Genomic DNA, 22,617 nt, shown 5'->3' with positions numbered 1-22,617 from the left:
ACCCCTTTATCCCCCATCTACGCGCGTTACGATGCCCGCGAAACCAGCGCCGACCGTGGCGCTTCGAGTGAAGGGGCCCTCGTGCGCCGGGTATCCACAATCGCTGTCGCGGGCATCTGTTCCGCGGCCCTCGCTTTCTCGCTCACCGCGTGCGGTGAGTCCTCGACCGAGTCCGGCGGCAAGGACAAGGGCATCGGCCTGGCCTTCGACGTCGGCGGCCGTGACGACCACTCCTTCAACGAGTCCGCCGCCCGCGGCATGGACAAGGCCATGAAGGACCTCAAGGTCGGCGGCAAGGCGATGACCGCCAAGAACAACGAGACCGAGGCGGACCGCGAACAGCGGCTCTCCTCGCTGGCCGAGGCGGGGTACAACCCGGTCATCGGCGTCGGCTTCAACTACGCCAAATCGATCCAGAAGGTGGCGGCGGACAACCCCAAGACCACCTTCGCGATCGTCGACTCGGTCGTGCCGGGCAAGAACGTCGACAGCATCGTCTTCGGCGAGCACGAGGGTTCGTACCTCGCCGGCGTCGCCGCGGCGCTCAAGTCCAAGACCAAGAAGGTCTCCTTCATCGGCGGCGTGAACAACGCGCTGATCCAGAAGTTCCAGGCGGGCTTCGAGCAGGGCGTGCGGGAGACCGACCCCAAGGTCAAGATCACCTCGCAGTACCTGTACCCGAACAACGACAAGGGCTTCAACGACCCCGCCGCCGCCAAGGACAAGGCGAAGGGGATGCTCGACGCCGGCAACGACGTCATCTACACCGCCGCCGGCCTCTCCGGCAGCGGCTCGATCGAGGCCATCGCGGCCAAGAAGGGCGCCTGGGCGATCGGCGTCGACTCGGACCAGTACCTGCAGTCCGGTCTGGAGAAGTACAAGTCCTCGATCCTGACCTCGGTCGTCAAGAACGTGGACGTCGCCGTCTTCGACCTGGTCAAGTCCGTCAAGGACGGCAAGCCGCTCACCGGCACGCACCGCTACCTGCTCAAGGACGGCGGCGTCTCGCTGTCCACCTCGGGCGGCAACATCGACGACCTCAAGGACCAGATCGCGGCGGCGAAGCAGAAGATCGCCGACGGCAAGGTCAAGGTCAAGGAAAACCCGTGAGTTGACCGTCCGCACCACATCCCGGGCCTGATCCAGTGCGCGTGCCGGACGGCGGGCGCCCGGCCGGGGATGTGACGCGGGCGCCGCGGCCGGGACGGATCCCCGGCCGGTACGGACACGGGCTCGGCGCGGTGGGTGCGGCCCTCGCGTCGGGCCCGTACGAATGAGCCAACGCTACGCGCGTAGCGCCGAGTTGGCGCGGTACGTTCGCCTTCGAGGCGCGCGGACCGCCCGCGGGCAAGCCCACCGGCCGCTCCCCGTACGCTCCTCGACCCCAGCCCAGCCCGTCTCCCCGACCGCTCCCTTCCCCGAGGAGAGTGCGCCATCAAAGCGTCCACCAACAGCCCCCCGACCGCCGGCGAGCCCAGCGCCCCCGCCGTCGAACTCCGCGGTATCACCAAGCGGTTCCCGGGAGTCGTGGCCAACCACGACATCGACATCACCGTCCGCCGCGGCACCGTGCACGCCCTCGTCGGCGAGAACGGAGCCGGCAAGTCGACCCTGATGAAGATCCTCTACGGCATGCAGAAGCCGGACGAGGGCACCATCGAGTCCGACGGCGAGCAGGTCGCCTTCGCCGGCCCCGCCGACGCCATCGCCCGCGGCATCGGCATGGTGCACCAGCACTTCATGCTCGCCGACAACCTCACCGTGCTGGAGAACGTCGTACTCGGCGGCGAGAAGCTGCACGGCATCGGCAACCGCGCCCGCGCCCGGATCAAGGAGATCTCCGACGCGTACGGGCTCGGCGTCCGCCCCGACGTCCTCGTCGAGGACCTCGGCGTCGCCGACCGGCAGCGCGTGGAGATCCTCAAGGTCCTCTACCGCGGCGCCCGTACGCTCATCCTCGACGAGCCGACCGCCGTCCTCGTCCCGCAGGAGGTCGACGCGCTCTTCGACAACCTCCGCGAGCTCAAGGCGGAGGGCCTGACCGTCATCTTCATCTCGCACAAGCTGGGAGAGGTCCTCTCCGTCGCCGACGACATCACCGTCATCCGGCGCGGTACGACCGTCGCCTCGGTGGTGCCGAGCGAGACGAGCCCCAAGCAGCTCGCCGAGCTGATGGTCGGCAGCGAACTGCCCTCGCCCGAGACCCGCGAGTCGACCGTCACCACCACCCCGATGCTGACCGTGGAGGGGCTGAGGCTGTCGGCCACCGACGCCGACGGCGCCGTACGGGCCGTACTGGACGACATCGCGCTCACCATCCACAAGGGCGAAGTCCTCGGCCTCGCGGGCGTGGAGGGCAACGGCCAGGCCGAACTGGTCGAGGCCGTCATGGGCATGCGCGACCCCGACAGCGGCACCGTCACCCTCGACGGCGCCGACGTCACCCACGCGCCGACCCGCGCGCGCCGCGAGGCCGGGGTCGGCTACATCCCCGAGGACCGCCACCGGCACGGGCTGCTGCTGGAGGCCCCGCTCTGGGAGAACCGCATCCTCGGCCATGTCACCGAGAGCCCCAACAGCAAGGGCGTGCTGCTGGACCTCAAGGCGGCGCGCGCCGACACCGAGCGGATCGTCACCGAGTACGACGTGCGCACACCCGGCATCGAGGTCACCGCGGCCTCGCTGTCCGGCGGCAACCAGCAGAAGCTGATCGTCGGCCGCGAGATGAGCCACCGGCCCAAGCTGCTGATCGCCGCCCACCCCACGCGCGGCGTGGACGTCGGCGCGCAGGCGCAGATCTGGGACCAGATCCGCGAGGCGCGCCGCGAGGGGCTGGCCGTACTGCTGATCTCCGCCGACCTGGACGAGCTGATCGGGCTCTCCGACACCCTGCGGGTGATGTACCGCGGCCGCCTGGTCGCGGACGCGGACCCCGCCACCATCACCCCGGAGGAGTTGGGCTCGGCCATGACCGGCGCCGCTACCGGCCACCTTGAGCACGTCGCCGAAGGCGGCGAGGGTGCTCACAACCCGGAAGGGGGCGAGGGGGAGTGAAGAAGTTCGACAAGAACAAGCTGATCCTCGCGGTCGCCGCACCGCTCCTCGCCATCGTCGCCGCCCTGGTCATCACCTCGGTGATCATCATGGCCACCGGCAAGGACCCCTTCCACGCCTACCAGGTCATGGTCGACTTCGGCTCGAAGAGCGACAGCCAGGTCTGGATCATCAACAAGGCGACCCCGTACTACCTCTCCGCGCTGGCCGTCGCCATCGGCTTCCGGATGAACCTCTTCAACATCGGCGTCGACGGCCAGTACCGCATCGCGGCCTTCTTCGCCGCCGTCGTCGGCGGCTCGCTCACCCTCCCGGGCTTCGTACAGATCCCGCTGGTCATCCTGGTGGCGATGGTCGTCGGCGCGATCTGGGCGGGCATCGCCGGGCTGCTGAAGACCACCCGCGGCGTCAGCGAGGTGATCAGCACGATCATGCTGAACTCCATCGGCGCCTCGGTCATCGGCTACTTCCTCCAGGACGGGCGGCTCGCCATCAAGGAGGGCAACCTGATCCACACGCCCTACCTGCCCGACTCCTCGCACTTCTTCGAGATCCCCACCACGCCCAAGCCGGTCTACGGCTTCGTGATCATCGCGGCGCTGGCGGGGCTGGTGTACTGGTTCGTCCTCAGCCGCACCCGGTTCGGCTTCGACCTGCGCACGGTGGGCCGGTCCGAATCCGCGGCCCAGGCCGGCGGCGTCAGCGTCAAGCGCATGGTGATCACCTCCATGCTGCTCTCCGGCGCCGTCGCGGGGCTCGTCGGGATGCCGACGCTGCTCGGCGTCTCGTACAACTACGGCACCGACTTCCCGGCCGGCATCGGCTTCACCGGCATCGCCATCGCGCTGCTCGGCCGCAACCACCCCGTCGGCATGGCGCTCGGCGCACTGCTCTGGGGCTTCCTGGAGCGCACCGGCACCCAGCTCGAATTCGAGGGGTACGCACAGGAGATCGTCGGCGTGATCCAGGGCGTCATCGTGCTGTGCGTCGTCATCGCGTACGAGATCGTGCGCCGGTACGGGCTCCGGACCCAGCAGCGCAAGGTCGGCGAGGAACTCGCCGCCCAGGCCCGTAAGAGCGACAAGGCGGAGGTGTCCGCGTGAGCAGCAACCTCACTGCCGTGCTCTCGAAGGGGCTCAGCGGCAGGAACAAACCCGAGCGGCGCAAGCTCAGCTACCCCGTCGTGCTGCTGCTCCTCGCGGGCGCGCTGCTGCTGCTCGCCGTACTGCGGGTGATCACCGGCGCCGGGGACCTCACGTCCTCCGGGCAGTTCAGCGGGGCGCTCGGCGCCGCCGTGCCGATCGGGCTGGCGGGCCTGGGCGGACTGTGGGCGGAGCGGGCCGGCGTCGTCAACATCGGCCTCGAAGGCATGATGATGCTCGGCACGTTCTGCGCCGGGTGGATGGGCTGGCAGCACGGGCCGTGGCTCGCGGCGCTCGCGGGCATCGCCGGCGGCGCCGTCGGCGGCCTCATCCACGCGCTGGCCACCGTCACCTTCGGCGTCGACCACATCATCTCCGGTGTGGCGATGAACATCCTGGCCCTGGGCGTCACCCAGTACCTGGCCAAGCTGTGGTTCGGCGCGGACGGCAGCAAGGCGCAGCTGGCGGGCGGCAACGACAAGCAGTCGCCGCCCATGAGCGACATGCCGAACTTCTCGATCCCGGGTCTCTCCGACTGGCTGGCGTCCGTCGAGAAACACCACTGGTTCCTCGTCTCGGATCTCGCGGGAATCCTGGACGGGCTGGTCACGGACGTGTCCTGGCTGACGATTGCGGCGGCGGCGCTGTTCGTCGGCACGTTCTTCGTGCTGTGGCGGTCCTCCTTCGGGCTGCGGCTGCGGTCCTGCGGCGAGGGCCCGGTGGCCGCCGAGTCGCTGGGCGTCAACGTCTACACGTACAAGTACGCGGCGGTGATCGTCTCCGGCGGACTGGCCGGCCTCGGCGGCGCCTTCCTGGCCATCGGCACACACATGTACTCCGACGGGCAGACCGGCGGACGCGGCTACATCGGCCTCGCCACCATGATCTTCGGCAACTGGCGGCCGGGCGGCGTCGCCATGGGCGCCGGCCTGTTCGGCTTCATGGACAGCCTCCAGCTGCGCGGCGGCGGCGAGACCGTGCACGCGCTGCTGCTGCTCCTCGCGGTGCTCCTCGCCGGGCTCGCCCTGTGGAAGCTGCGAGCCAAGCAACGCCGGGTCGCGCTGATCAGCGGGGTGTTCGCGCTGCTGCTGATCCTCTGGTACGCGTTGACGGCGCGGGTGCCGCTGGAGTTCGTGGACGCCACGCCGTACGTGGTGACGCTGCTGGTGCTCTCCGTCTCCGCGCAGCGCCTGCGGATGCCCAAGGCGAACGGCAAGCCATACCGGAAGGGCCAAGGAAAGTAAGTGAGCGAGTCCATTGACTGGGAGTCGTTGCGGACGCGGGCCCGGGACGCGATGTCCCGGGCCTACGCCCCGTACTCCCGGTTCCCGGTCGGCGCGGCGGCCCTCGTCGACGACGGCCGCACCGTCACCGGCTGCAATGTGGAGAACGCCGCCTACGGCGTGGCGCTGTGCGCCGAATGCGGGCTGATCTCCGAGCTGTTCGCCTCGGGCGGCGGCCGGCTGACCGCTTTCACCTGCTGCGGCCGGGACGGCGGGGTGCTGATGCCGTGCGGACGCTGCCGCCAGCTGCTGTGGGAGCACGGGGGGCCGGAGCTCCGGATGGACACCAGGTCCGGCGTCCGGCCGCTGTCGGAGCTGCTGCCGGACGCGTTTGGTCCGGAGGACCTGAAGCGTTGAGGGCTCGGGGCGCGGCGCGGTCGGTCGGCTGCGGGCCGTTTGTGGCTGATCGCGCAGTTCCCCGCGCCCCTTACGGGGCGCCTCCGCCGTTCGGCCAACACCAAGAACGACACGAAGAAAGCGAACCCATGGACGTCATCTCCGTCATCCGTACCAAGCGCGACCGGGAAAGGCTGAGCCCCGAGCAGATCGACTGGGTCATCGACGCCTATACGCGCGGCGAGGTCGCCCACGAGCAGATGTCGGCGCTCGCGATGGCGATCTTCCTCAACGGCATGGACCGTACGGAGATCGCCCGCTGGACCGCCGCGATGATCAACTCGGGGGAGCGGATGGACTTCTCGTCCCTGCCCCGCCCCACGGCCGACAAGCATTCCACGGGCGGCGTCGGCGACAAGATCACGCTGCCGCTCGCACCGCTGGTCGCCGCGTGCGGCGCGGCCGTGCCGCAGCTCTCGGGCCGCGGCCTCGGCCACACCGGCGGCACCCTCGACAAGCTGGAGGCCATCCCCGGCTGGCGGGCGCTGCTGAGCAACACCGAGATGATGGACGTCCTGCGCGACGTCGGCTCCGTCATCTGCGCGGCGGGCGACGGCCTGGCCCCCGCCGACAAGAAGCTGTACGCGCTCCGGGACGTCACCGGCACCGTCGAGGCGATCCCGCTGATCGCCTCCTCGATCATGTCCAAGAAGATCGCGGAGGGCACCGGCTCACTCGTCCTGGACGTGAAGGTCGGCTCCGGCGCGTTCATGAAGAACATCGAGGACGCCCGCGAACTCGCCTCCACCATGGTCGAACTGGGCACCGACCACGGCGTACGGACCACCGCCCTGCTCACCGACATGTCCACCCCGCTCGGGCTGACCGCGGGCAACGCCCTCGAAGTCCGCGAATCCGTCGAGGTACTGGCGGGCGGCGGCCCCGCCGACGTCGTGGAGCTGACCCTCGCCCTGGCCCGGGAGATGCTGGCGGCGGCCGGGCTCGGCGACGTCGACCCGGCCAAGGCGCTGGCCGACGGCTCCGCCATGGACCACTGGCGGCGCATGATCCTCGCCCAGGGCGGCGACCCGGACGCCGCGCTGCCCGTCGCCCGCGAACAGCACGTCGTGCACGCCGCCGCCTCCGGCGTGCTGACCACCCTCGACGCCTACGCGGTGGGCGTCGCCGCCTGGCGCCTCGGCGCGGGCCGCGCCCGCAAGGAGGACCCGGTCCAGGCGGGCGCGGGCGTCGAACTCCACGCCAAGCCGGGCGACACGGTCGCGGCGGGCCAGCCCCTGCTGACCCTCCACACGGACACCCCGGAGAAGTTCGCGTACGCCCTGGAGGCACTGGACGGCGGCGTCCTCGTCGCCCCCGAGCACACGGCGTACGAGCCGAACCCGATCATCTTGGACCGCATCGCCTGACCTGCGGTTTCCCCATTTGGGTGAACGGGACCGGTGGACCGTTGCCGGTCCCGTTCGGCGTGCTGGGATCGGTGACGTACCGATAGGGCGGCCCCTTCGCCGTAGCCGGCGATCGGTGGTCCGGGCTACGCGCTCGTCGCGAGCCGCCGCTCGGCCACCGCCTTGCGCGTCGCGTACAGCGTCACGGCCGCCGCCGCCACCATCGCCAGCAGCCCCAGGGCCACCGTGCCGTTCCAGCCCGCCGCGTGGAAGGCGAGGGCGCCGAGCAGGGCGCCGAGAGAACTGCCCAGGTAGTACGTGGTCTGGTAGAGCGCCGACGCCTGCGCCCGGCCCGTCGTCGCGGCGCGGCTCACCGAGGACGAGGCCACCGAGTGGCCCACGAAGAAGCCCGCCGTGATCAGGACCAGGCCCAGCAGCACCGCGACCAGCGAGTCGACGACGCTGAGCAGCAGGCCGAGCGCCGCCGTGCCGACCGCCAGATACAGCGCGCCGCGCCGGCCCAGGCGCTCCACCAGCTTGCCGGCCGCCGCCGAGGAGACGGTGCCGACCAGGTAGACGAGGAAGATGGAGCCCACGATGCCCTGCGGCAGCTCGAAGGGCTTGGCGGTCAGGCGGTAGCCGATCACCGTGTAGACCGCGCCGAAGACGGTCATGAAGAGCGCCCCGAGCGCGTACAGCCGGCACAGCAGCGGGTCGCAGAGGTGGCCGCGGACCGTACGGGCCAGGGCGCGCGGCGAGACGGCGCGGGGCGTGAAATTCCGGGCCGTCGGGATCGTCGCCCGGAAGACCACCGCGCAGACCACCGCCATGAGGCCGACCACGCCCAGCGCGACCCGCCAGTTCGACGCCTGGGCCACCCAGCCCGTCACGATCCGGCCGGACATGCCGCCGATGCTGTTGCCCGCTACGAACAGCCCGATCGCGGCGACCAGCGCCTTGGGCCGTACCTCCTCCGCCAGATACGCCATCGCCGAGGCCGGCAGCCCGGCCAGCGCGGCGCCCTGCACGGCGCGCAGCGCGATCAGCGTCGCGAGGTTCGGCGCGAACGGCGCGGCGAGCGCCACCAGCGCCGCGACGATCAGCGAGCCCGTCATCATCGCCCGCCGCCCGTACCGCTCGGAGAGCGCGCTCAGCGGCACGACGGCCACGGCCAGCGCCCCGGTGGCCGCGGACACGGTCCAGCTCGCCTGGTCCGGGCTGACGTGGAGATCGTCGGAGATGGCGGGGAGCAGCGCCTGGGTGGAGTAGAGGAGCGCGAAGGTGGAGACGCCGGCGGAGAAGAGGGCGAAGCTCATCTTCCGGTAGCCGGGGCCGCCGGGCACCAGCTTGTCGGCGTCGGCGGCAGCTTCGGCTTCGGCTTTGGCGTCGGCTTCGGAGTCGGCTTCGGCTTCGGAGAGTTCGGCGTGGTCCGCGGCCGCGCCGCCCGGTTCGGCCGTGTCGGCACTCTCCCGCGCGGCTGTCTCGTCGGGGCCGGTGGGCGACTGTCGGCGGGCATCCGGACGCTGGACCGCGGCGGACGCCCCCGTATCGGCAGGAGGCATATAGCGACCGTATGCACGTACCTTTGATGCGTCCAATGCATGAAACGGCGATAATCGATCCCATGCAGCATGAGCACAGGCCAGCGCCGTCCCTGTCACCTCCCCGTAGCGAAATCGACATGTCGGCGACAGCGGATATCGACGCCGGTTCCTGGGCGGCGACCCTCACCCCGCGGCTCGCCCAGTTCGCCGCCGTCGCCCGCCAGGAGCACGTCACCCGGGCCGCGCACCAGCTCGGCGTCCCGCAGTCGACGCTCAGCCGATCCATGGTCCGGCTCGAACACGACCTGGGCGTGGCGCTGTTCGCCCGCCACGGCCGTACGGTCTCGCTCACCCGCGCGGGCCGTACGTTCCTCGCCTCCGTCGAACGGGCGCTGGCCGAGGTGGACCGCGCCGCCGAGTCCGTACGCTCCGACGCCGACCCCGCCGCCGGCAAGGTCGCCTTCGGCTTTCTGCACACCCTCGGCTCCGAGACGGTGCCCGGCCTGCTGCGCGCCTTCCGCGCCGACCATCCGAGGGTCCGCTTCCAGCTCGTGCAGAACCACGGCGAGGCGATGATCGCCGGACTGCGCGCGGGCGAGCTGGACCTGTGCCTGACCGCACCGGTCCCGGACGCCCCGGACCTCGTCGCCCGCCGCCTCGACGAGCAGAAGCTGCGCCTGGTCGTCCCCGACGACCACCCGCTCGCGGGGCGCAAGCGGGTGCGGCTGGCGGAGGCCGCGGCGGAACTCTTCGTCACCCTCGAACCCGGCTACGGGCTGCGCCGCATCACCGACGCGGTCTGCGCGGAGGCCGGGTTCACCCCGAAGGTCGCCTTCGAGGGCGAGGAGGCGGAGACGCTGCGCGGGCTGGTCGCCGCCGGGCTGGGCGTCGCGCTGCTGCCGCCCCCGGCGGTGCCCCGGCCGGGCGTCGTGGAACTGACCGTCACGGCGCCGCGCGCCGTCCGCGAGATCGGCGTGGCCTGGCTCGACGGACACCCGGACACCGAGCCGGTGGCGGCCTTCAAGCGGTTCCTGCTGTCGCGCAGGGGGCAGTTGCTGCCGCGCTGAGCGGCAGTACGGCCCGGGGGCGGGAAAACCTGAGCGCCCCCGCGGTGCCGGCCGTGGGGGCGCTCAGGATGGGGGCGTGGCTCGGGTCAGGGGCCGCCCGCCGGGAGGTCAGCGCTGGGCGCTGATGCGGTGTACGGAGTCGAGGAGCTGGTCGCCCGCCGCGGCCTTGTCGACCACGAAGGCGGTGCCGCGCGCCACGGTCACGTGGTTGGGGTTGGGGCCGGTGGCCAGGGTGGCGACGACGGTGCCCTTGCGGGGGTCGACGACGGTGGTGTTGCCGGGGCCGCGGTTGGCGACGAAGACATTGCCGGAGCGCGGGTCGGCGGCGACGGACAGGGCGCCCTCACCCGTCTTCACGGTCCGCGTCACCTTGCCCTTGCGCAGGTCGACGACGGAGAGGCCGCCGCCCTTGTTGTCGGCGGTGTAGGCGGTGCGGCCGTCGCGGGAGAGCGCTATGGAGATGGGGCCCTGGCCGGTGGGGATCAGCTTGGGCTCGTCGGAGTGGCGGGAGACGGCGATGATGTTGCTGTTGGTCATGTCGGCGGCGTAGACCGTGCCGGTACGGCTGTTGACCGCGAGCCCGGTGGTGCCGGCGCCCTTGATCGTCACCCGCTTCTTCTCCTTGAACGTACGGGTGTCGAAGCCGACGATGCTGCCGTCGCCGAAGCCGCTGGCCCAGGCCGTGTTGTGGCGCTCGTCCACGACGATCTCGCGGGCGTGCTTCACGCCGGGCAGCGAGGCGAGGTGCTTGCCGGTGCGCTGGCTGTAGACGGCCACCGAGTCGTTGCGGGTGTTGGTGGTCCACACCGTGTTGTGCTCGTCGTCCACGGCCACGCCGTACACCGCTTCCACGGCCTTGGTGGCGGTGTCCGTGACGGGCGGGGTGTAGGCGGCCTTGGTCTTCAGCGACTTGGCGTCGACCTTGAGCAGCTGGGACTGGGTGACCGGCGGGCGGCCGACCGCCGTGGTCGCCCACAGCACATGGTTCCGCTCGGAGTACGAGGACTGGTAGAGGCCGCGGGCCAGTTGGGAGGAGTCGACCTTGTACGAGGCGTGGTGGTGGGGCCGGTGGTGCGCGGGGGCGGCGGTGGCGGCACCGGCGGCACCGAGGACGGTGCCCGCGGCGAGGACGAGGGCGGCGGACCGGCGGACGAGCTTGTGGTCGGCGTGCTGGTGTCTGACGGTCATCGTCACTACTCCCCAGGAGGACAGGCATGGACGCCAAGAAGGCAGGCGTGGACGGCTTCCGGGTGGTGTCGCCCCGGACGATCGTCAGCTTAGCTTAGGGTTACCTAAGTAGTTAGGGGGAGGGGTGGGGTGGAAGTGACGAGCTCGCTCGGGCCGGGCGCGTCCGCCTGGAGCGGCTGTGTCCGCCGGTTCCGGGCGCGTCCTCCTGGGCCGGACCGGCCGGGGTCAGCCCGGACCGGCCCGTGCCAAGGCGCTGCCGTGCCGCGACGCTGCCGTGCCGCGACGCCGCCGTACTCCGCACTCGCTCAGTGCCGCAGCGACGTACCGAACCCGGCCGCCAGCGGCATCCGCAGCCCGAGCGGCGGTGGCGCCGCCAGCGCGTCGGCCACCGGCCGCGAATACCCGCGCGCGAACAGCGAACCCATCATGAAGTCCACCGCCAGCGCGGTCACTTCGGAGCGGTGCTGATGCAGCCCGTGCCCGTCCGAGTGGACCTCGAAGCGGCAGACGTCCCGGTTGACCTTCTTGGCGCGCTCGGCCAGCCGGTAGGAGAGATCCGGATCGGTACGCGCGTCATTGGTGCCGTGCGCGATCAGCACCTGGCGGCCGGCCAGCTGCTTGACCGGGTCGGGATCGAGCGCGGCCTCCGGTTCGGGCAGCCAAGGGGCCAGCGCCAGCACGGAGTTGACGGCCGGATGGCCCGCGGCGCGCAGCGCGGCCCGCGCCCCCATGTCCGTACCGATCAGGCAGATCGGCACGTCTCCGTAGCGGCGCACGACCTCGTCGGCGGCCCACTCGGCGTCGCGCGCCGGGTGGGCGGCGGCGCCGTTCCAGCCCCGGAAGCGGTAGTGCACGACATGGGTGACGAGCCCCTCGGAGCGGCCCGCCCGCGCGAGGCGTCTCGCGAGCGGGCGCATGGCGACGAAGGGGAGCGGGGAGGGGCGACGGGTGCCGGCCGCTTCGCCCGAGGGGAGTAACAGGGCGACGCCATGCACGGTGCCGGCCGTTCCGACGGGCTTACCGAGCCGAGCTGCGCCACGCTCCGGCAGAGCTTCCTGGACCATGCAGAAACGATGGCAGAAGGAGCGCGGGTGTCCACCCCGGTGACGGGTCACCGTTACGTATCGTTCGCCGTTGTCTACGCGCGTAGGGGCTAGAGTGCCCGGATGACGAGCGAGCCCACCGCACTTCCCAGCCCCGAGCAGATCCGCCGTGCGCCCAAGGTGCTGCTGCACGACCACCTCGACGGCGGCCTGCGCCCCGCTACTCTCATCGACCTCGCCCGCGAGACCGGCTACGACGGCCTCCCCGACGGCGACGCCGAGAAGCTCGGCACCCTGATCCGCCAGGCCGCCGACTCCGGTTCCCTGGAGCGCTACCTGGAGACCTTCGCGCACACCTGCGCCGTCATGCAGACGCGCGACGCGCTGGTCCGGGTCGCCGCCGAGTGCGCCGAGGACCTCGCCGCGGACGGCGTCGTCTACGCCGAGGTCCGGTACGCGCCCGAGCAGCACCTGGAGCGGGGGCTGACCCTCGACGAGGTGGTCAAGGCGGTCAACGAGGGCTTCCGCGAAGGCGAACGGCGGGCCAGGGAGAACGGCCACCGCATCCGCGTCGGCGCGCTCCTCACCGCCATGCGGCACGCCGCCCGCGCCCTGGAGATCGCCGAACTCGCCAACCGCTACCGCGATCTGGGCGTCGTCGGCTTCGACATCGCGGGCGCCGAGGCCGGCTTCCCGCCCACCCGCCACCTCGACGCCTTCGAGTACCTCAAGCGGGAGAACAACCACTTCACCATCCACGCGGGCGAGGCGTTCGGCCTGCCGTCCATCTGGCAGGCGCTCCAGTGGTGCGGCGCCGACCGGCTCGGCCACGGTGTGCGGATCATCGACGACATCGAGATCGCCGAGGACGGTACCGTGAAGCTCGGCCGGCTCGCCTCGTACGTACGGGACAAGCGCATCCCGCTGGAGCTGTGCCCGTCCTCGAACCTCCAGACGGGCGCCGCCGCTTCCTACGCGGAGCACCCGATCGGGCTGCTGCGGAAGCTGCGGTTCAGAGCGACCGTAAATACCGATAACCGACTTATGAGCGGCACGAGTATGAGTCGGGAATTCGAGGAGCTCGTCGAGGCGTTCTCGTACACGCTCGACGACATGGAATGGTTCTCCGTCAATGCGATGAAGTCGGCTTTCATTCCTTTCGGTGAACGACTGGCGATGATCAACGATGTCATCAAGCCCGGATACGCCGAGTTGAAGGCCGAGTGGCTGTTCCGTCAGACGGCCGCGGAACCCGTGGTGAGTAGCGGTTTCACCGCCTAGCGGGCGCGCGCCCAAATAGCCGAAGAAGGGTCGGGAATTCAAGTCCCGGCCCTTTTTCGGTGCTTGCTACCCCCCTGGCCTCATGACTACGTTGCAGTGCCGCTCCATAACCCCGTCATGAGGACAGATTTCTGATGAAGCAGGGAACCATCAAGACCCTCGGCGTCGCCGCTCTCGGCGCCGCGTTCGCCGCCACCGCCGCCGGCACGGCCGCCGCGGCCGGGCCCGTCGAGACGGTCGCCCCCACCGTCGCGGGCGCCGTGCAGGCCCTCCCCGCCGAGACGCTCGGCCAGTTCGTACCGGGCGGCGCCCAGGCCCTGCCCGCCGCACAGGGCGCGGTCGGCGCGATCTCCACCACCGTCCCCCCGGTCGCCGACCAGGCGCTGGAGACGGCGGCCGACCGCGGCGCCGCCGAGCTGGCCGGCGGCCTCCCCGCCACGCGCCAGACGCTGGGCAGCGTGCCGACCGGCGCCATCGCGAAGGCCGTCCCCGGCACGGTCGGCGGCGCCGCCATGGGCGCGGTCCCCGCCGCCGGGCTGCTCGGCGGCCTGCCGGTCTGACCCCGCACCCCGCCGCGTACGGCTACGGGCCTTGAGCCACCGGCCCGGAAGCCGGACCGCGCACGCCCGGCGGTGCCGCCTCACCGGCCTCTCGTACGTGGGGCGAGCTTCGCCGGGCTCATGCGTGAGGCGAGCTTCGCTGGGCGGAGTCCGCGGCCTCTCCTGCGTGAGTGAGCCATGCCGAGCGGAGCCCACGGCCCCTCCTGCGTGAGGCGAGCCGTGTCGGGCAGGCGGAGTCCGCGGCCTCTCATGCGTGAGGCGAGCCTCGCCGGGCGGAGTCCGCGAGGCGTCCGGCGAAAGCCTCGACGAGGCCGCGCAGCTCATCCGGGCGATCGATGACGAAGGGCCGGTCCAGCGAGGCGAGGACGGCGGGCAGCCAGTCGAGCCGCTCAGCCCGCAGTTCGACACGGCACCAGGGCTCAGCCTCGGCCTCGGCCCCCGGAGGTGCGCTGTCCGGGGACGGCGGTTCCGTCACGATGGCGAGACCGGCGGGCAGCCGGGTGCGGATCTGCTCGGCCGTCCCCTGGACCCGCAGGGTCACCTCATGCCGGTACGGAACCGTGGCGAGCCCCGTCAGGACGCGCTGCGCCGGATCGATGCCGACCGGCGGCTCGAACGAGCCGGGCAGAACCCGCACGCTGGTGATGCGATCCAGCCTGAAGTTCCGGTCCTCGCCCGCCGCGGGGTCCGTGGCCGTCACGTACCACCTGCCCGAGTGGGCGACGACCCCGTACGGGTGCAGGGTGCGCTCGCTGCGCCGCCCGTCGCCCGCGGTGTACCGGATCGAGACCGGCCGGTGGTGGTGCACCGCGTCGGCGATCGGGAGGAGCACCGAGGGTTCCGGGGCGGCCGCCCTGCCGGGCGGTTCGGTGAAGGCGAGGGAGCCGAGCACGGCGTCGAGCCTGCGGCTCAGCCGCTCGGGCAGCACGCGCCGGATCTTGGCCGCCGCCGTCTCGCTCGCCGTGTCGGCGGCCGCCGTCAGGCCCGACCGCCGGCCCGCGACCAGGCCGAGCAGCACGGCGAGCGCCTCATCGTCGCTCAGCATGAGCGGCGGCAGCCGGTATCCGGGGGCGAGCCGGTAGCCGCCGTAGCGGCCGCGCACCGATTCGACGGGTACGTCGAGGTCGACGAGGTGCTGGGCGTAGCGCCGCACGGTGCGTTCGTCGACGTCCAGCCGGTCGGCGAGTTCGGAGACGGTCCGGATGCCGCCCGACTGCAAAAGCTCCAGCAGGGTCAGGACGCGGGCGATGGGTCGGGGCATGGTCGAAAGTCTCCCGCATATACCGGGCGGGTTCCGCCCGGTATTTGTCATAGCGTGCAGTCACAAGCACCGCACGGCACAGGAGAAACCCATGGACTTCGTCTCCATCCGCATCATCACGGGCGACGTCGCCCGCCTCGTCGACTTCTACGAGCGCGCCACGAAGACGTCCGCCACCTGGGGCAACGAGGACTTCGCCGAGATCAGGACCGCCTCGGGCACCCTGGCGATCGGCAGCACCCGCACCGTCCCGCTCTTCGCGCCCGGCTCCGCCGAGCCGGCCGCGAACCGCAGCGTCATCCTCGAATTCCTCGTCGACGACGTGGACAGCGTGTACACGAACCTGAAGGAGTTCGTGGCGGAGTTCGTCAACGAGCCCACCACGATGCCCTGGGGGAACCGCGCGCTCCTGTTCCGCGACCCCGACGGCAACCTCGTCAACTTCTTCACCCCGGTCACGCCGGCCGCCATCGAGAAGTTCGGTCGCTGAGTACGACGAGAACTGGCCGACGAAGACTGGCCGACGAGAACGACGAGAACGACGAGAACGACGAGAACGACGAGAACGACGAGAGCCGCGAGCACAGCCAGAGTCACGAGCACAGCGACGACCATCCGGCTACCCGGCGGACGTACGGTTTCGCGGCCAGCAGCCTACAGAGAGTGACCGCGGCTCACCATGCCTTGCGGTGCTCGTCCTCAGAGGGCAGCAGTACCCAGAGCGCGAGGTAGAGCAGGAACTGCGGGCCGGGCAGCAGACACGAGAGCAGGAAGATCACCCGCATCGTCGTGGGCGTGGTGCCGAAGCGCCGGGCCAGGCCCGCGCAGACTCCGGCGAGGACCTTGTTGTCGCGGGGGCGGACCAGAGGAGCGGACATGATGGCGACTCCTTGTCGTCGGTGGCGCGGCGCCCCTCGTGCGGGGCCACCGGCCGCGGGAGCGTCGTCCCGTGCTTCCACGCTACGGCCGTGACCTGCACGGAGCCGTCCCTCTACGGGGCCGTCTTGACCCTGGGGATCCTGGGGGCAGCGCTTCCTGTCCCCTCCCCCCGGGGGAGGGGGCGCGGCCGAGGGCGGTCATACCGGCGGCGGAGCCGGGCTCGTACCAGCGGCACCACCGCCAGGTGGGCGACGGCCACGCCCGCCGAGTTCAGCAGCAGCTCGTCCACGTGCAGCACCTGGCCCGCGACGCCGCTCTGCACCAGTTGCAGCGTCAACGAGATCATCACCCCGGCGAACACCGTCCGGGACAGCGACATCAGCGGCGCCACCGCCAGCCGTCCGCCGGCCAGCGGCAGCAGCACGCCCAGCGGCGCGAGCAGCAGCATCGATCCGACGATCGCGCATGTCGCCTCCCAGGCGCCCAGCGCCAGATCGGCCCGGATGGTGGCCAGCGGCTCCGGGCTCGTGGCGGCCACCCAGGGCGCGGTCAGCGGGCGCAGGGTCAGCCAGCCGACGACGAGGAGATGGGCGGCCACGAGGACGAGCCCCACGGCGCGGTAGCGGTATCGGAGGGCGGCCGAACCGCCGTAACCATGACCCTGCACGCCACACATGACGCGTGGTGCGGTGGCCGCGGTTCCGTCCGCGGCCACAGAGAGTCAGGACGCGACCGGCGCACCGCTCGGCGCGGACTGCGGACGGGAGCGCATCTCGTCGGTGCACTCGTAGCGCCGCGGCCGGCCGTCGTCCGGCCCGCCCAGCACCACGCCGCGCCCGCCGTCGGCCGCCGCGGTCCCCGCGAAGGTGCATACGAGCTGCGCCAGCGCGAACGGCGGCAGCTCGCCGGGCGACCGGCTCAACCGCAGCGCCGCCGACGGGTCGCCGTCGCGCGGCCCCGAGACCGACAGCCCGGCGGGCACCGTCGTGGAGAACCCCGCCGCCTCCTCCTCCGCCTGCGGCGGCTGCCGCAACTGCTCGACGAGCGTCTCGGCCACCCGTACCGGGTCGGCTGCGGCATCGGCCTTCGGGGCCCGTACCGTGCGGGTCACCGGCAGCAGCTGCGAGGCGCACACCAGATACACCGAGACCGCCTCGCCGTCGGCCGACGCGCTCTCCTCGCCGCCCGGCCGCACGACGCACGTCGCCCGCGACGGGGCGCTCCCCGCGTCCACGGGCACCGACGTGCCCCGGATGCCGCACCCGGCGAGCGCCAGGGCCGCCGCGGCGACGGCCGCGACCTTCACCCAGCGAGGGCCTGCCGCGCGCGTACGGGCGCTACGAGCGTTACGGGCGCTAGGAGCCTTACGGAGGCTAAGAGCGCCAGGAGCGCTACGTGCCGTGCTCGGCCTCATCGATCGCCGCCCCTCGCCGAGCCCTCGCCCGGACCCTCGTCGTGCTGGTCCCCGCTTCCGGCCGCCGACCCGCCGCCGCGGTGACCGCTCCCGCTTCCGGCCGCCGACCCGCGGCCGTGACCGCCCCCGCCATCGGCCGGCCCCTCGGCCCCTTCCGCGCTGTCTTCGTCGCCGTCCTCGTCGTCGTCCGGCGAGAGCCGCGACGCGTCACGCGGCAGCGTCAGCGTGAACACCGCGCCGCCCTGCGGCGAATTGGCGGCGGAGATCTCGCCGCCGTGGATGTGCGCGTTCTCCAGCGCGATCGACAGGCCCAGGCCGCTGCCCTCGGACCGGGGCCGGGACGCGCTCGCCTTGTAGAAGCGGTCGAAGACGTGCGGCAGCACCTCTTCGGGGATACCCGGGCCGTGGTCGCGTACCTCGATGACCAGATCGTCGCCCACCGTCCGTACGGCGACGCGCACCGGCGAGCCGCCGTGCTTGAGGGCGTTGCCGATCAGGTTGGCCAGGATCACGTCCAGGCGGCGCGGGTCGAGCGGCACGATGATGCCGCGCTCCGCGTCCAGCTCCACCGCGTCCAGCCAGGCCCGAGCGTCCACGCAGGCCGTGACCTGGTCCGCGACGTCGACGGAGTCCAGGACCAGGCGGGCGGTGCCCGCGTCGAAGCGGGTGACCTCCATCAGGTTCTCCACCAGGTCCCCGAGCCGCCGGGTCTCGCTCACCACCAGCTGCACCGCGGGCCGGATCATCGGATCGAGGGAGTCCGCCTCTTCCTCCAGCACCTCGGTCACGGCGGTGATCGCGGTCAGCGGGGTCCGCAGCTCGTGCGACATGTCGGCGACGAACCGCCGGCTGGACGCCTCCCGCGCGCTCAGCTCCTCCACCCGCTTCTCCAGCGACTCCGCGGTCTTGTTGAAGGTGCGTGAGAGGTCGGCCAGTTCATCGGTGCCCGACACCCGCAGTCGGGTGTCGAGCTTCCCCTCGCCGAGCCGCCGCGCCGCGTCGCCGAGCCGCTGTACGGGCCGCAGTACCGTGGACGCGGCGGCCTGCGCGAGCAGCGCGGAGCCGACCAGGGCCAGGCCCGTCGCGATCCCCAGCGACCAGGCCAGCGAGTTGAGGTCCTGCCGCTCGTTCTCCAGGGACTTGAGCAGATAGCCGGTCGGGCCGCCGCCGATCACCTTCGCGCCGCCCACCAGGTACGGCGTGCCGTCGAGCGTGATCCGCTGCCAGTACAGGTGGTACGGGTACCGGTTGGACTCGTTCACCGGCCGCTCCCGTACGACCGCGGCGCGCAGCGACTTCGGTACGACCTTCAGCGTGAACAGCTCGCGGTTCGAGGGCGCGGCGCAGTCCCCGCCGCCCTGCGCGGCGCCGATCAGCAGCACCTCGTACTTCTGCGTGGTGTCCGCCATCCGGTCCGCGGCCTGCTGGAGCTCCGCACAGGTCGGCGTCGGCGGCAGGGCGGCTGTGTTGTCCTGGAGGGACTTGCGGAAGTCGTCGAGCGCGGCGTCCTGGGTACGGGTGAGGACCGCGTCGCGGTTGAGCCAGTACGCGATGCCGGACGCGGAGACCGCGGCGGCGAGCGCGACGAGCGCGAAGACCAGCATCAGGCGCAGCCGCAGGCTGAGCCAGCGCATGCTGCGCTGCACGAACTTACGGGCGGCGGCCCCCGGGCCCCGTACCCGGCCGGGCTCCTCCGGCGCGGTGCTCAACTGTCCGTCCCGCCGCGGCATCGGCGGCCGTCACCGCCGGCCGCGGGTGCCAGATCCCTCACGAAGGTGTGTCCAGCCGGTAGCCGACCCCGCGAACCGTACGGATCAGCGTCGGGGACGACGGCACATCCTCGACCTTGGCGCGCAGCCGCTGTACGCAGGCGTCGACGAGCCGCGAGTCGCCGAGGTAGTCGTGCTCCCAGACCAGCCGCAGCAACTGCTGGCGCGACAGCGCCTGGCCGGGCCTGCGGCTCAGCTCCAGCAGCAGCCGCAGCTCGGTCGGGGTGAGCTGGAGGTCCTCGCCGTTCTTGGTGACGGTCATGGCGGACCGGTCGATGACCAGGGACCCGAACGACGCGGAGTCGCTCGACTCCCGCTCCCCGCGGCGCAGCACCGCGCGGATACGGGCGTCGAGCACCCGCCCCTGCACGGGCTTCACCACATAGTCGTCCGCCCCGGACTCCAGCCCCACCACGACGTCGATGTCGTCGTTGCGCGCGGTGAGCAGGATGATCGGCAGCTGATCGGTGCGCCGGATGCGGCGGCACACCTCAAAGCCGTCGATGCCGGGCAGCATCACATCCAGCACGATCAGGTCCGGGCGCTGCTCGCGCAGCAGTTTCAGACCGTCCTCTCCCGTCGCCGCGGTCACCACACGGTGACCCTGGCGTGACAGGGAGAGTTCGAGGGCCGTGCGGATGGCGTCGTCGTCCTCGATCAGCAGCAGGTAGGGCACGTTGGTCATTCTGGCCTAAGAGTGGCCGGTAGTTCGACCGTAGAAGCGCTCCCACACAGCACCTCCCCTTGTGGTGCGCGGGTGACGGACGGCGGACGGGCCGGTTTCGCGCGCCCCCGAAGCGGGTGAATTCGCGGTGCGGCGGCCCCGTGTGACACGGCCGGGGAGCCTTGTGACGCGCCTGTGACAGACGCCGGACAGCGCGATGAAACTGGCCCGGCATTGTTTTGGCCATCGGACAGAACGACCGTCTGATACACCGACCGACCGAGCTGGCTCCATCGACGGGGGGCGCGACATGAACACACTGCATACCACCACGACCAGCGCAGTCATTCGCACGCGCCTTCACGACGCCGTACGGAGCCCGGAGAAGTCCGGTGCCGTGAGCGGACGGGGGTGCGCTCGCGGCACCGGACGCGGACGGCCGCCGTACATGGTGGCCATCGACGCGAGCGTGTACGGGGAGACCACGGGGGAACAGCAGGGCGACAAGGACCGGCAGGCGGAGAAGCCGGACGCCGAAGCGGCGTTCACCGCCTACGTCCAGGAGCGCCGAGCCTCCCTGTACGCGACCGCCTACCACCTGACCGGCGACCGCTTCGAGGCGGAGGACCTGCTCCAGAGCGCGCTGTTCTCCACATACCGCGCCTGGGACCGGATCACCGACAAGGCCGCGGTCGGCGGCTATCTGCGGCGCACGATGACCAATCTGCACATCAGCGCCTGGCGGCGGCGCAAGCTCAACGAATACCCGACCGAGGAGCTGCCGGAGACGGCGGGCGGCCACGACGCGATGCGCGGCACCGAGCTGCGCGCCGTGCTGTGGCAGGCGCTGGCCCGGCTGCCCGAACTACAGCGCACGATGCTCGTGCTCCGCTATTACGAGGGCCGTACGGACCCGGAGATCGCGGAGATACTCGACATCAGCGTCGGCACGGTCAAGAGCAGCATCTGGCGGTCTCTGCGCCGGATGCGCGACGACGAGGCGCTGAGCCTCGGCCGTGACGAGGAAGAAGCCTTCGGCGAGCTGGTGGCCTGAGGAGAGAACGCGGGGGCCGGAGGAGACACGGGGGCTCCGGGCCGCGGGCCTGCTCATCGGGGGAGGGCAGGCGGTACGGGCGTCGGGGGACGCCCGGAGAGTGGGACCGACGGGGGCGTCGGGGAAACAGGAGCGGGACCGGACAGCCGGGGGTCTGTCCGGCCCCGCTTTCTCTTGCTGCCTTCCTCTGCTGTCTTCCTCATCCAGCGCGTTTCAAGCCGCTTCGACGCGGCCGGTGTGAGGGCGGGGGCGAATTCGCGCCGGGGCGCCGGGGCCGGTTTCGCGGCGGGGGTGCCGGGGCCGGTTTCGCGCCGGGCGCTCACGCCGGGGCCGCCGGGCTGATCCAGCGCCGCCTCACGCCGTCATTCGTTCACGTACGCCGTCTCACGCCGTCGTTCTCTCACGTACGCCGTCTCATGCCGTCTCTCACGCACGCCGTCTCACGCCGTCTCTTTCATGCACGCCTTCTCGCGCCGCCCCGCCGCGGCGGACGCGATGCGCCCCATGGCGGTGTCCTTCCCGCAGGCGTACGCGCCGAGCTCCGTGTGCCGGGCGACGATCGACCGCTCGGCGCGCAGCAGCCGCAGGCCGCGCCGGAGCAGGTAGGGGACGGGCTTGCGGCCCTCGCGCAGATCGCGCAGCAGACGCCGGCGGAACGTGGTCGAGGGGTGGCCGCGCAGGCAGATGGCGTCGGCGAGCAGGCCCAGTTCACGGCAGGCCCCGATGATGTCGGCGGCGAAGATGCCCTCGGCTATGAACAGCGTCGTGCGGCCGATGTCGAGCTGCTCCGCGCCGCGCCGCGAGCTGGTGGCGATGTCGTACAGCGGTACGGACGTACGGGACGTGCCGCACAGCTCGGCGATGGCCGCGACGGCCGCGGCCGAGTCCCACGACAGCGGGGAGTCCCAGTCCGGCCCCGCGCCGCCCGCCAGTTGCGGCAGTGTCGGGTCGCCGGCCTCCTTGTAGAAGTCGTCGAGGTTGAGCACCGGCAGCCCGGTGCGGGCGGCGAGGGACGACTTGCCGGAACCCGAGGGGCCGGTCAGCAGGATGACGCGGGTGCGGGGCAGGTGGGAGGTCACGGGTCACCAGTGTGCGGCATTGGGCCGGTCGGGGGACCCTGGGGGCGGGTAAGCGCATGGGTCGGCGTGCCTCAACTACGTTGGGTGCGCGATTGATTACAAGCTCCTACTCACCGGCAGGTACCCATGGCCTCGTACGTACGCCACCGCGCCCGTCCCGCACGCTCCCCGCAACCTCTCCTGCCACGTGTGTTGCTGCGCGCCGGGCTGAGCGTGACAGCGGGCGCGGTGTGCGTCGCGGGCGGCGCGACGGCCGCGAGCGCCGCCGCTCCGGCCGCCGCGCCGACCGAGTGGAAGGGTGCGCCCGCGAGCGCCGACGACGCGGGTTCGGTCCTGGCGGCGGCGGTGCCGACCGGGCCGGTCGCCCAGGCCCTGGGCGCCTCCCTGGGCGGCGGCATCGCGCCGGTGAAGAAGCTGCGCCTGGACCCCATGGCGCGTACCGGATCGGACCCGCTCAACAACGGCGTCAGCACCCAGATCGCCGACTTCAAGCCGGTCGGCACGGACCTCGTGACCGGCCCGGTGACGGACGGCGGCGGCTTGAAGGACCTGCCGGTGGCCGGGCCGGTGGTGGGCTTGCTGCCGGGGTGAGC

General features: G+C 71.8%; 22 protein-coding genes. 12 read left to right on the top strand and 10 right to left on the bottom strand.

All coding sequences use genetic code 11. The features are described 5' to 3' along the window. Positions 1 to 81: 81 nt before the first annotated feature. From AC07AB_RS28480 to AC07AB_RS28455, 6 genes are all read left to right on the top strand, one after another. On the top strand, positions 82 to 1,110 hold the full coding sequence (locus tag AC07AB_RS28480; RefSeq protein ID WP_478572482.1) for a BMP family lipoprotein: 1,029 nt from the start codon (positions 82 to 84) through the stop codon (positions 1,108 to 1,110). A gap of 324 nt (positions 1,111 to 1,434) precedes the next feature. Beyond that, entirely contained in the window at positions 1,435 to 3,054 is a 1,620-nt protein-coding gene (locus AC07AB_RS28475; protein WP_478572778.1) for an ABC transporter ATP-binding protein, read from the top strand. Continuing rightward, positions 3,051 to 4,157: an ABC transporter permease gene (locus AC07AB_RS28470; protein WP_478572479.1), complete on the top strand. Its 1,107-nt coding sequence runs from the start codon at positions 3,051 to 3,053 to the stop codon at positions 4,155 to 4,157. Before AC07AB_RS28475 ends, AC07AB_RS28470 begins: the two co-directional genes overlap by 4 nt. Next, positions 4,154 to 5,440 (top strand): ABC transporter permease, encoded by a 1,287-nt coding sequence (locus AC07AB_RS28465; RefSeq protein ID WP_478572476.1) that lies wholly within the window; start codon positions 4,154 to 4,156, stop codon positions 5,438 to 5,440. The genes AC07AB_RS28470 and AC07AB_RS28465 overlap by 4 nt, the downstream gene beginning before the upstream one ends. A gap of 51 nt (positions 5,441 to 5,491) precedes the next feature. Then, on the top strand, positions 5,492 to 5,836 hold the full coding sequence (locus tag AC07AB_RS28460) for a cytidine deaminase (RefSeq protein ID WP_478572776.1): 345 nt from the start codon (positions 5,492 to 5,494) through the stop codon (positions 5,834 to 5,836). A gap of 128 nt (positions 5,837 to 5,964) precedes the next feature. Continuing rightward, positions 5,965 to 7,242 (top strand): thymidine phosphorylase, encoded by a 1,278-nt coding sequence (locus tag AC07AB_RS28455; RefSeq protein WP_478572473.1) that lies wholly within the window; start codon positions 5,965 to 5,967, stop codon positions 7,240 to 7,242. Between the two features lie 125 nt (positions 7,243 to 7,367). Here AC07AB_RS28455 and AC07AB_RS28450 read toward each other — a convergent pair whose 3' ends face one another. After that, on the bottom strand, positions 7,368 to 8,783 hold the full coding sequence (locus AC07AB_RS28450; protein ID WP_478572470.1) for an MFS transporter: 1,416 nt from the start codon (positions 8,781 to 8,783) through the stop codon (positions 7,368 to 7,370). 119 nt (positions 8,784 to 8,902) lie between these two features. Here AC07AB_RS28450 and AC07AB_RS28445 point away from each other — a divergent pair, with 119 nt between their 5' ends. Further along, positions 8,903 to 9,832 carry a LysR family transcriptional regulator gene (locus AC07AB_RS28445; protein WP_478572467.1) on the top strand — a complete coding sequence of 310 codons (930 nt, stop codon included), beginning with the start codon at positions 8,903 to 8,905 and terminating at the stop codon, positions 9,830 to 9,832. 108 nt (positions 9,833 to 9,940) lie between these two features. Here AC07AB_RS28445 and AC07AB_RS28440 read toward each other — a convergent pair whose 3' ends face one another. After that, positions 9,941 to 11,020 (bottom strand): YncE family protein, encoded by a 1,080-nt coding sequence (locus AC07AB_RS28440; protein ID WP_478572464.1) that lies wholly within the window; start codon positions 11,018 to 11,020, stop codon positions 9,941 to 9,943. Between the two features lie 305 nt (positions 11,021 to 11,325). Beyond that, complete coding sequence (locus tag AC07AB_RS28435) at positions 11,326 to 12,084, bottom strand: alpha/beta hydrolase (RefSeq protein ID WP_478572461.1); 759 nt, start codon at positions 12,082 to 12,084, stop codon at positions 11,326 to 11,328. Between the two features lie 102 nt (positions 12,085 to 12,186). Between AC07AB_RS28435 and AC07AB_RS28430 the strand changes: the two genes are divergently transcribed. Next, the gene (locus AC07AB_RS28430; protein ID WP_478572458.1) at positions 12,187 to 13,344 is read left to right on the top strand and encodes an adenosine deaminase; all 1,158 of its coding nucleotides are present in this window, start codon (positions 12,187 to 12,189) and stop codon (positions 13,342 to 13,344) included. A gap of 134 nt (positions 13,345 to 13,478) precedes the next feature. Then, positions 13,479 to 13,904, top strand: coding sequence for an ATP-binding protein (locus AC07AB_RS28425; protein WP_478572455.1), 426 nt, complete (start codon positions 13,479 to 13,481; stop codon positions 13,902 to 13,904). A gap of 247 nt (positions 13,905 to 14,151) precedes the next feature. On the opposite strand, the gene AC07AB_RS28420 is transcribed toward AC07AB_RS28425, so the two are convergent. Then, positions 14,152 to 15,165 carry a helix-turn-helix transcriptional regulator gene (locus AC07AB_RS28420; protein ID WP_478572452.1) on the bottom strand — a complete coding sequence of 338 codons (1,014 nt, stop codon included), beginning with the start codon at positions 15,163 to 15,165 and terminating at the stop codon, positions 14,152 to 14,154. A 91-nt stretch (positions 15,166 to 15,256) separates the two neighbouring features. Between AC07AB_RS28420 and AC07AB_RS28415 the strand changes: the two genes are divergently transcribed. Beyond that, complete coding sequence (locus AC07AB_RS28415) at positions 15,257 to 15,655, top strand: VOC family protein (RefSeq protein WP_478572449.1); 399 nt, start codon at positions 15,257 to 15,259, stop codon at positions 15,653 to 15,655. 184 nt (positions 15,656 to 15,839) lie between these two features. Here the strand turns inward: AC07AB_RS28415 and AC07AB_RS28410 are convergent, their stop codons facing one another. From AC07AB_RS28410 to afsQ1, 5 genes are all read right to left on the bottom strand, one after another. Then, a complete protein-coding gene (locus AC07AB_RS28410; protein ID WP_478572446.1) occupies positions 15,840 to 16,043 on the bottom strand; it encodes a PspC domain-containing protein in 204 nt (67 codons plus the stop codon). Positions 16,044 to 16,156: 113 nt separating this feature from the next. Continuing rightward, positions 16,157 to 16,711 carry a VanZ family protein gene (locus AC07AB_RS28405; protein WP_478572443.1) on the bottom strand — a complete coding sequence of 185 codons (555 nt, stop codon included), beginning with the start codon at positions 16,709 to 16,711 and terminating at the stop codon, positions 16,157 to 16,159. 54 nt (positions 16,712 to 16,765) lie between these two features. Further along, positions 16,766 to 17,350, bottom strand: coding sequence for a hypothetical protein (locus AC07AB_RS28400; protein ID WP_478572440.1), 585 nt, complete (start codon positions 17,348 to 17,350; stop codon positions 16,766 to 16,768). Positions 17,351 to 17,454: 104 nt separating this feature from the next. Continuing rightward, on the bottom strand, positions 17,455 to 19,092 hold the full coding sequence (locus tag AC07AB_RS28395) for an ATP-binding protein (protein ID WP_478572773.1): 1,638 nt from the start codon (positions 19,090 to 19,092) through the stop codon (positions 17,455 to 17,457). Positions 19,093 to 19,225: 133 nt separating this feature from the next. Further along, on the bottom strand, positions 19,226 to 19,903 hold the full coding sequence (gene afsQ1, locus AC07AB_RS28390; protein WP_478572771.1) for a two-component system response regulator AfsQ1: 678 nt from the start codon (positions 19,901 to 19,903) through the stop codon (positions 19,226 to 19,228). A gap of 298 nt (positions 19,904 to 20,201) precedes the next feature. On the opposite strand from afsQ1, the gene AC07AB_RS28385 reads away from it, so the two are divergent. Beyond that, positions 20,202 to 20,945: a SigE family RNA polymerase sigma factor gene (locus tag AC07AB_RS28385; RefSeq protein ID WP_478572437.1), complete on the top strand. Its 744-nt coding sequence runs from the start codon at positions 20,202 to 20,204 to the stop codon at positions 20,943 to 20,945. Between the two features lie 440 nt (positions 20,946 to 21,385). On the opposite strand, the gene AC07AB_RS28380 is transcribed toward AC07AB_RS28385, so the two are convergent. Further along, entirely contained in the window at positions 21,386 to 22,024 is a 639-nt protein-coding gene (locus AC07AB_RS28380) for an ATP-binding protein (protein ID WP_478572434.1), read from the bottom strand. A 126-nt stretch (positions 22,025 to 22,150) separates the two neighbouring features. On the opposite strand from AC07AB_RS28380, the gene AC07AB_RS28375 reads away from it, so the two are divergent. Next, complete coding sequence (locus AC07AB_RS28375) at positions 22,151 to 22,615, top strand: hypothetical protein (protein ID WP_478572431.1); 465 nt, start codon at positions 22,151 to 22,153, stop codon at positions 22,613 to 22,615. Positions 22,616 to 22,617: the final 2 nt, after the last annotated feature.

The organism is Streptomyces sp. NPDC044033, from assembly GCF_056434425.1.
This window is presented reverse-complemented; position numbering and strand designations above follow the sequence as displayed.

Bases quoted from the DNA above. Each gene is read 5' to 3' on its own strand.
- AC07AB_RS28385 (WP_478572437.1), top strand. From the start codon at position 20,202: ATGAACACACTGCATACCACCACGACCAGCGCAGTCATTCGCACGCGC.
- AC07AB_RS28375 (WP_478572431.1), top strand. From the start codon at position 22,151: ATGGCCTCGTACGTACGCCACCGCGCCCGTCCCGCACGCTCCCCGCAA.
- AC07AB_RS28435 (WP_478572461.1), bottom strand. From the start codon at position 12,084: ATGGTCCAGGAAGCTCTGCCGGAGCGTGGCGCAGCTCGGCTCGGTAAG.
- AC07AB_RS28420 (WP_478572452.1), bottom strand. From the start codon at position 15,165: ATGCCCCGACCCATCGCCCGCGTCCTGACCCTGCTGGAGCTTTTGCAG.
- AC07AB_RS28460 (WP_478572776.1), top strand. From the start codon at position 5,492: ATGTCCCGGGCCTACGCCCCGTACTCCCGGTTCCCGGTCGGCGCGGCG.
- AC07AB_RS28430 (WP_478572458.1), top strand. From the start codon at position 12,187: ATGACGAGCGAGCCCACCGCACTTCCCAGCCCCGAGCAGATCCGCCGT.
- AC07AB_RS28450 (WP_478572470.1), bottom strand. From the start codon at position 8,783: ATGCCTCCTGCCGATACGGGGGCGTCCGCCGCGGTCCAGCGTCCGGAT.
- AC07AB_RS28425 (WP_478572455.1), top strand. From the start codon at position 13,479: ATGAAGCAGGGAACCATCAAGACCCTCGGCGTCGCCGCTCTCGGCGCC.
- AC07AB_RS28415 (WP_478572449.1), top strand. From the start codon at position 15,257: ATGGACTTCGTCTCCATCCGCATCATCACGGGCGACGTCGCCCGCCTC.
- AC07AB_RS28445 (WP_478572467.1), top strand. From the start codon at position 8,903: ATGTCGGCGACAGCGGATATCGACGCCGGTTCCTGGGCGGCGACCCTC.
- AC07AB_RS28440 (WP_478572464.1), bottom strand. From the start codon at position 11,020: ATGACCGTCAGACACCAGCACGCCGACCACAAGCTCGTCCGCCGGTCC.
- AC07AB_RS28395 (WP_478572773.1), bottom strand. From the start codon at position 19,092: ATGCGCTGGCTCAGCCTGCGGCTGCGCCTGATGCTGGTCTTCGCGCTC.
- AC07AB_RS28455 (WP_478572473.1), top strand. From the start codon at position 5,965: ATGGACGTCATCTCCGTCATCCGTACCAAGCGCGACCGGGAAAGGCTG.
- AC07AB_RS28410 (WP_478572446.1), bottom strand. From the start codon at position 16,043: ATGTCCGCTCCTCTGGTCCGCCCCCGCGACAACAAGGTCCTCGCCGGA.